Source organism: Pseudomonas sp. NPDC087615 (assembly GCF_044743445.1).
Classification (GTDB): Bacteria; Pseudomonadota; Gammaproteobacteria; order Pseudomonadales; family Pseudomonadaceae; genus Aquipseudomonas; species Aquipseudomonas baetica_A.
Genome location: NZ_JBIUWM010000105.1, coordinates 1 through 6,790, shown reverse-complemented (window position 1 = coordinate 6,790; position 6,790 = coordinate 1). Strand labels below are relative to the sequence as shown.

Sequence of the window (6,790 nt, the reverse complement as noted above, 5' to 3'; positions counted from 1 at the left end):
ATACTCAGATAAGCAAGGAAATTCAGGAAATCAGCGACGCCCGACTGGGCAGAAGCGCCCGCCACTTTAGCAATGGTTATCGGTCCACTCAAGTTTTTTACCGAGAGCTCGCCGAACAGCATTTTCTTGAGTGAGTCCAGCGTCAGAATGCTCATGGTCCAAGTACGATGGGCGCCCTCGCCAATCGCGGCCAATGGCCCATAACTGACTTCACGGATCATTTCCGGTGGCCAGTCGACTGCTTTCACACCCGCCCCCAGATAACCGCTTGGCGACTTGCTTTCACCGCGCGCCGCCAAGGTGACCGGGACGTCGATTTGAGCACCATCGCGCTCGATACGCAGCATGATTTTGGTATCAGGACGCGTACGAACGGTATCAACCACTTGCTGCCAGTCATTAAGCGCCTGACCATCCAGAGACAGAAGGCGATCACCGGTTTTCAGGCCAGCCGCCTGAGCAGGACCTTTTGGATCAAGCTCGGCAAGCACAGGCGCCAAGGCCGGACGCCACGGACGAATACCCAACGAGCGAATCGGATCCGGCTCATCAGCACCCTGCAGCCAGTGATCCAGCATCAACTCGCGTGGAGAGTCCGCGGTAGAGCCCTGCTCACGCACCAGCAACTGCAACGAACCGCTTTCACCCAGCCGACGCACCAACTGCAAGTTGACGGCTGCCCAACCGGTGGTCGGCTCACCATCAATGGCGACGATCTCCTGACCCGCACCCAGACCAGCCTTGGCGGCGATGCTGCCGGACTCGACCGCACCGATGACCGGGCGTACCTGCTCGCTACCGAGCATGGCCAACACCCAGAAAAACACCAGGGCCAAAAGGAAGTTGGCGATAGGGCCGGCGGCAACAATAGCGATACGCTGACGAACCGATTTGCGGTTAAACGAGTGATCCAGTTGATCAACCGGCACTTCGCCCTCACGCTCGTCGAGCATCTTGACGTAGCCACCCAGTGGAATCGCGGCGATGACGAACTCAGTACCCTGCTTGTCGTGCCAGCGCAGCAGAGGCATGCCGAAGCCTACGGAAAAGCGCAGAACCTTGACGCCACAGCGACGCGCGACCCAGAAGTGGCCGAATTCGTGAAAGGTGACCAGCACACCCAAGGCGATCAGGGTGCCGGCAATCATATAGAGCGCGCTCATCTATTTTCTCCGCAATCCTGTTCAGTGCCGCGTGACGCCATTGTGTTTCAAATTCTATCGATCGTGACGCTTCAACCACTGCTCAGCCAGAACTCGCGCCCTGGCGTCTGCCGTAAACACGGCGTCGAGATCATCCAGTGCTACGACCGGTTCGAGGCTCAACACCTGTTCGATGATACTCGCGATTTCCAGGTAACGGATTCGTCCGTCGAGAAACGCCGCCACCGCCACTTCGTTGGCCGCATTGAGCATCGCCGGTGCACTGTCGCCTGCTTCGGCCGCTTGACGCGCCAGACGCAGACAAGGGAAGCGCTGCTCATCCGGCGCCTCGAAGTCCAGGCGCGCAACTGCAAACAGATCCAGCGGCGCCACACCGGAGTCAATGCGTTCCGGCCAGGCCAGAGCATTGGCGATCGGTGTGCGCATGTCGGGGTTACCCAATTGCGCCAGTACCGAGCCATCAACATAGTCGACCAGCGAGTGAATCACGCTCTGCGGGTGGATCACCACCTCGACTTGCGACGGCTTTGCATCAAACAGCCAGCAAGCCTCGATCAGCTCAAGGCCTTTATTCATCATGCTGGCCGAGTCTACTGAGATCTTGCGCCCCATGGACCAGTTCGGGTGGGCACACGCTTGCTCAGGTGAAACGTGCGCCAATTCACTCATCGGCGTCTGTCGGAACGGACCACCAGAGGCTGTAAGCAAAATCCGGCGAACACCGACAGAGCTCAATCCGCGAGCAAAATCCTGTGGCATACACTGGAAAATCGCGTTGTGCTCGCTGTCGATCGGCAGCAGCACAGAACCGCTTTGGCGTACCGCCTGCATAAACAGGGCGCCGGACATTACCAGCGCCTCTTTATTGGCCAAAAGGATCTTCTTGCCGGCTTCGACTGCCGCCAGAGTCGGACGCAGGCCCGCCGCGCCAACGATCGCCGCCATCACCGCGTCGACTTCCGGAGCAGAAGCGACCTGACACAAGCCCTCCTCCCCCACAAGCACACGCGTCGACAAACCGGCTGCGCGCAAATCGTCCTGCAAACCGCGCGCAGCCGCGACTTCCGGCACCACGGCAAATTGCGGCACATGCCGTATGCACAAGGCCAGCAACTCACTCAGGCGAGTAAAACCGCTCAATGCGAAAACCTGATAGCGCTCAGGGTGACGCGCAATAACATCAAGGGTGCTCAGACCAATCGAGCCGGTCGCCCCCAAAACAGTGATCTGTTGCGGGCGGCTCACGGCGCAGCCATCCACAGCAACACCGCGAAGACTGGAATGGCCGCGGTCAGACTGTCGATGCGATCGAGCACGCCACCATGGCCTGGCAGCAGATTACTGCTGTCCTTGATGCCGGACTGACGCTTGAACATGCTTTCGGTGAGGTCGCCCACAACCGAGATGAAGACGATCAGCGCAGCACCAATCAGCCCCTTGAGCAACTCGGCAACCGTCCAATCACGCACCAGGCCAACAATAGTGGTGATAACCAGACTGAGGACGAGACCGCCGTAGACGCCTTCCCAGCTTTTACCCGGACTGACTTGAGGGGCCAACTTACGCTTGCCGAATGCACGACCGGAGAAGTACGCGCCGATATCTGCACCCCAGACAAGCACCATCACTGCCATGATCAACCAGTTACCCAGTGGGTATTGCTTGATCTGCACCAGGCCTTGCCAGGCCGGCAGCAAAATCAACAGGCCAATCACTAGCTTGCTGGCAGCACTGGACCAATGTTCGCTGGAACGCGGGTAGGTCAGCACCAGATACGTCGCAACCGCCCACCAAAGCACCGAAGCACCCAACACCCAAGGTGCGAGGCTGGGCACCACGTACATGACGAACAGCATCAATGCGACGACGGCAGCAAAGCCAACGCGAAACGATTGTGCGGTGAAGCCCGCCAGACGCGCCCATTCCCAGGCGCCGAGGCTCACGACCAGACCGATGAACAGCGCAAAACCGGAACCTTCGAGCAGGAAAAACCCGCACAAGGCGATCGGCAGCAGGATCAGTGCAGTGATGATTCGTTGTTTAAGCATTAAACCCGGGCTCCAGCTTCGACCTGTTCGCTCGTTTTACCGAAACGACGCTGGCGCGAAGCGAAATCAGCCAGCGCATTGCGCATGGCATCGTGTTTGAAGTCCGGCCAGAACAGGTCGGAGAAGTACAACTCGGCGTAAGCCAGTTGCCACAGCAGGAAGTTGCTGATGCGGTGCTCGCCGCCAGTGCGAATGCACAAGTCCGGCAACGGCAGATCGCCGGTCGCCAGACAGGTTTGCAGCAAATCAGGGGTGATGTCTTCCGGACGCAGATGCCCGGCCTGAACTTCACGCGCCAAACGCTGCGCGGCTTGCGCGATATCCCACTGACCGCCGTAGTTGGCGGCGATCTGCAGGATAAAACGGTTGGAGCCCGCGGTCATGGCCTCGGCTTCGCGCATCGCGGCTTGAAGCTCCGGATGGAAGCGCGAGCGATCACCAATGATGCGCAGGCTAATGTTGTTTTCGTTGAGGCGCTTGGCCTCACGACGCAATGCCTTGAAGAACAGATCCATCAAGGCACTGACCTCATCGGCCGGGCGCTGCCAGTTTTCACTGGAGAAGGCGAACAGGGTCAGCACTTCCACCTTGGCCTCAGCGCACACCTCGATCACGGCCCGAACAGCATCCACACCCGCTTTATGCCCGGCAACACCCGGCATAAAGCGTTTTTTCGCCCAGCGATTGTTGCCATCCATGATGATCGCGACATGGCGCGGCACCGCGGACGGCGCAGTCTGCTTGGTCTTGTCCATTTAAAACTCGACCCTTATACGGCCATCAGGTCCGCTTCTTTCTGCTTGGTGGCCGCATCGATATCAGCCTCAGCCTTGTCAGTCAGCTTCTGAATGTCCGCAGCAGCACGACGCTCTTCGTCTTCGCTGATTTCCTTGTCCTTGACCAGCTTCTTCAGCTCACCCAAGGCATCACGACGAATGTTACGCACGGCAACACGCGCGTCTTCCGCAGCGCTACGCGCCTGCTTGGTGAAACCCTTGCGGGTTTCTTCGGTCAGGGCTGGCATGGAGATCAACAGCAACTCGCCCAGATTGGTCGGGTTGAGGTTAAGGCCGGCACTCTGGATCGCCTTGTCGACGGCCGCGAGCATGTTGCGCTCAAACGCCACGACCTGCAGGGTGCGCGAGTCTTTTACAGTGATGTTGGCCACTTGGGTGATAGAAGTGTCTGCGCCGTAGTACGGCACCATCACGCTACCCAGAATGCTTGGGTGTGCCTTGCCGGTACGAATCTGACCGAATGCATGGGACAGGGAGTCCAGAGACTTCTGCATACGCTCTTGAGCGTCTTTCTTGATTTCGTTGATCATTGTTGACCTTCCTCGATCAGGGTTCCTTCAGCGCCGCCATGTACGATGTTCAGCAGGGCGCCGGGCTTGTTCATGTTGAATACGCGCAGCGGCATCTTATGGTCGCGGCACAGGCAAATAGCCGTCAGGTCCATCACACCCAGCTTGCGATCCAGCACTTCATCATAAGTCAGATGATCGAACTTCTCGGCATGCGGGTCTTTGAACGGATCTGCGGTGTAGACGCCATCAACCTTGGTCGCCTTCAGCACGACGTCGGCATCGATTTCGATTGCACGCAGGCAGGCAGCCGAGTCCGTGGTGAAGAACGGATTGCCGGTACCAGCCGCGAAAATCACGACGTCTTTGGAGTTCAGGTGGCGCATGGCTTTGCGGCGATCATAGTGATCGGTTACGCCAACCATGGAAATGGCCGACATCACGATGGCCGAGATATTGGCACGCTCCAGCGCGTCGCGCATGGCCAGGGCATTCATCACAGTGGCCAGCATGCCCATGTGGTCGCCTGTCACCCGATCCATGCCGGCTTTGCTCAGAGCTTCGCCGCGGAACAGGTTACCACCACCGATCACAAGACCGACCTGTACGCCGATACCGACCAGTTGACCGACTTCCAGCGCCATCCGATCCAGCACTTTTGGATCGATCCCGAACTCTTCCGAGCCCATCAGGGCCTCGCCGCTAAGCTTGAGTAGAATGCGTTTATAGCGAGCCTGATAACCACTGCCCTGCTGAGCCATTGCGAATCTCTCCTGCGGCGTATTTAAAATTCTTTGCGAGCTGTTTACAGCTGGCGTTCACTCTAGCTTGGCGCTGCTTCAGCGCCATCGGAACATGGCTTTGTAAGTCAGTTCCAAGTGGAAACCAATAAAAAATTGGTTGCCCCATCTGAAAAGAGGCTGCGCGCGTAAGCGGGCAGCCTCTTTCGGGCGACAGTTGAAAAACCGTCTTATTGCTTGGCGGCAGCCAGCTGGGCAGCAACTTCTTCAGCGAAGTTGTCGACCGGCTTCTCGATGCCTTCGCCTACTTTGTAGTAAGTGAAGGAAACGATTTCTGCGCCAGCTTTCTTAGCCAGCTCGCCAACCTTGATTTCAGGGTTCTTGACGAACGCCTGCTCAACCAGGCTCGCTTCAGCCAGGAACTTGCTGATACGGCCTTTGATCATGTTTTCAACGATGTTTTCCGGCTTGCCAGCGATCTTGTCAGCATTGAGGCTCAGGAACACGGCTTTTTCGCGCTCGATAGCTTCAGCAGACACTTCCGACGGCAGCAGGAATTCCGGGTTGCTGGCCGCTACGTGCATAGCGATGTCTTTAGCCAGCTCAACGTCGCCGCCTTTCAGAACAACAGCTACGCCGATTTTGTTGCCGTGCAGGTAACCACCAACAACATCACCTTCTACACGAGTCAGGCGACGGATGTTGACGTTTTCGCCAACCTTGCCGACCAGTACCAGGCGATCAGCTTCTTGAGCTTCGATCAACGGTTCAACGGTAGCCAGCTTCTCGTCGAATGCTTTCTTGACGCTAGAAGCAACGAACGCCTTGAAGTCGTCCTGCAGAGCCAGGAAGTCGGTCTGCGAGTTCACTTCCAGCAGAACGGCAGCCTTACCGTCTTCAACCAGAGCGATTGCGCCTTCAGCGGCAACGTTGCCAGCTTTTTTCGCAGCTTTGATCGCGCCCGAAGCACGCATGTCATCAATGGCTTTTTCGATGTCGCCGCCAGCCTTTTCCAGGGCTTTCTTGCAATCCATCATGCCTTCGCCGGTACGCTCGCGCAGTTCTTTAACCAACGCTGCAGTAATTGCTGCCATTTTCAAATTCCTCTTGGATAGGTTTTCAACCATTCCACCCGATCGAACGGGCGTTCAATTCTTCCCGAACCACCTTTGTAACCGCTGCACGTTACAGATGCAGGGGGAGCGTGCCACACGTGGGCGCCGACAAATGGTTTTCGAGGTGGCAAAAAGGGGGCCAAGCCCCCTTTTTGCTTACTGAGTCAACGCCAGGGCGTCAATTACTCAGCTGCAGCCTGAGTTTCTTCAGCTGCGAATTCTACAGTGCCGCCGCCAACATTGTTGCGACCACGGATAACTGCGTCAGCCATCGAACCCATGTACAGCTGGATAGCGCGGATTGCGTCATCGTTGCCTGGGATGATGTAGTCAACGCCTTCCGGGCTGTCATCACGCAAACGCTGAACTTCGAAGTGCGGTGTTTCGAGGTGATCGTTTGGCAGGATGATGATACGGG

General features: G+C 57.5%; 8 protein-coding genes. All 8 read right to left on the bottom strand.

Annotated features, from left to right (window positions below; all coding sequences use genetic code 11):
• On the bottom strand, positions 1–1,163 hold a 1,163-nt coding region (rseP, locus tag ACIOU6_RS27325; protein ID WP_401139829.1), incomplete at its 3' end, for an RIP metalloprotease RseP.
• 54 nt (positions 1,164–1,217) lie between these two features.
• Positions 1,218–2,408, bottom strand: a complete 1,191-nt coding sequence (gene ispC, locus ACIOU6_RS27320; protein ID WP_401139827.1) for a 1-deoxy-D-xylulose-5-phosphate reductoisomerase — start codon at positions 2,406–2,408, stop codon at positions 1,218–1,220.
• Positions 2,405–3,211 (bottom strand): phosphatidate cytidylyltransferase, encoded by an 807-nt coding sequence (locus tag ACIOU6_RS27315; RefSeq protein WP_401139824.1) that lies wholly within the window; start codon positions 3,209–3,211, stop codon positions 2,405–2,407. Before ACIOU6_RS27315 ends, ispC begins: the two co-directional genes overlap by 4 nt.
• On the bottom strand, positions 3,211–3,966 hold the full coding sequence (gene uppS, locus ACIOU6_RS27310; protein WP_221732444.1) for a polyprenyl diphosphate synthase: 756 nt from the start codon (positions 3,964–3,966) through the stop codon (positions 3,211–3,213). Before uppS ends, ACIOU6_RS27315 begins: the two co-directional genes overlap by 1 nt.
• A gap of 14 nt (positions 3,967–3,980) precedes the next feature.
• Positions 3,981–4,538 carry a ribosome recycling factor gene (gene frr / locus ACIOU6_RS27305; RefSeq protein WP_187679155.1) on the bottom strand — a complete coding sequence of 186 codons (558 nt, stop codon included), beginning with the start codon at positions 4,536–4,538 and terminating at the stop codon, positions 3,981–3,983.
• Positions 4,535–5,278 carry a UMP kinase gene (gene pyrH, locus ACIOU6_RS27300; RefSeq protein ID WP_003222124.1) on the bottom strand — a complete coding sequence of 248 codons (744 nt, stop codon included), beginning with the start codon at positions 5,276–5,278 and terminating at the stop codon, positions 4,535–4,537. The genes frr and pyrH overlap by 4 nt, the downstream gene beginning before the upstream one ends.
• A 209-nt stretch (positions 5,279–5,487) precedes the next feature.
• Entirely contained in the window at positions 5,488–6,351 is an 864-nt protein-coding gene (gene tsf, locus ACIOU6_RS27295; protein ID WP_221732443.1) for a translation elongation factor Ts, read from the bottom strand.
• Positions 6,352–6,554: 203 nt separating this feature from the next.
• On the bottom strand, positions 6,555–6,790 hold a 236-nt coding region (locus tag ACIOU6_RS27290), incomplete at its 5' end, for a 30S ribosomal protein S2 (protein ID WP_401139819.1).

Coding starts and splice junctions, on each gene's coding strand:
- tsf (WP_221732443.1), bottom strand. CDS start 6,351: ATGGCAGCAATTACTGCAGCGTTGGTTAAAGAACTGCGCGAGCGTACC.
- uppS (WP_221732444.1), bottom strand. CDS start 3,966: ATGGACAAGACCAAGCAGACTGCGCCGTCCGCGGTGCCGCGCCATGTC.
- frr (WP_187679155.1), bottom strand. CDS start 4,538: ATGATCAACGAAATCAAGAAAGACGCTCAAGAGCGTATGCAGAAGTCT.
- pyrH (WP_003222124.1), bottom strand. CDS start 5,278: ATGGCTCAGCAGGGCAGTGGTTATCAGGCTCGCTATAAACGCATTCTA.
- ACIOU6_RS27315 (WP_401139824.1), bottom strand. CDS start 3,211: ATGCTTAAACAACGAATCATCACTGCACTGATCCTGCTGCCGATCGCC.